Genomic DNA, 251 nt, shown 5'->3' with positions numbered 1-251 from the left:
CAGGCTTCAGTGGGCAATCTGGCGCTGCTCGCCCGTAGTTTCGAGGCGACTGGGGACCACGCTCGTGCTGCGCGGCACTATGAACAAGCCAATGTCAAAGGAGCTTTCCAGAATCCCGACATGCTGGTAGCCGAAGCCCAGGCGCGCTTGCGGAATCCCTCCCTTTCCGAGCAAAGCATGACCATGGTGCGAGCACGCGCAGAGCGGGCATTGGCAATCGCGCCGACGCATCCCGGCGCGCACTATCTGGC

General features: G+C 62.9%; 1 protein-coding gene. It reads left to right on the top strand.

Features of this window, described 5'->3' with window-relative positions; all coding sequences use genetic code 11:
- A partial coding sequence (locus tag SB717_RS38110) for a hypothetical protein (protein ID WP_410908380.1) occupies positions 1-251 on the top strand: 251 nt, incomplete at both ends.

Source organism: Priestia sp. SIMBA_032 (assembly GCF_046535215.1).
GTDB classification, from domain to species: Bacteria; Bacillota; Bacilli; order Bacillales; family Bacillaceae_H; genus Priestia; species Priestia aryabhattai.
This window is presented reverse-complemented; position numbering and strand designations above follow the sequence as displayed.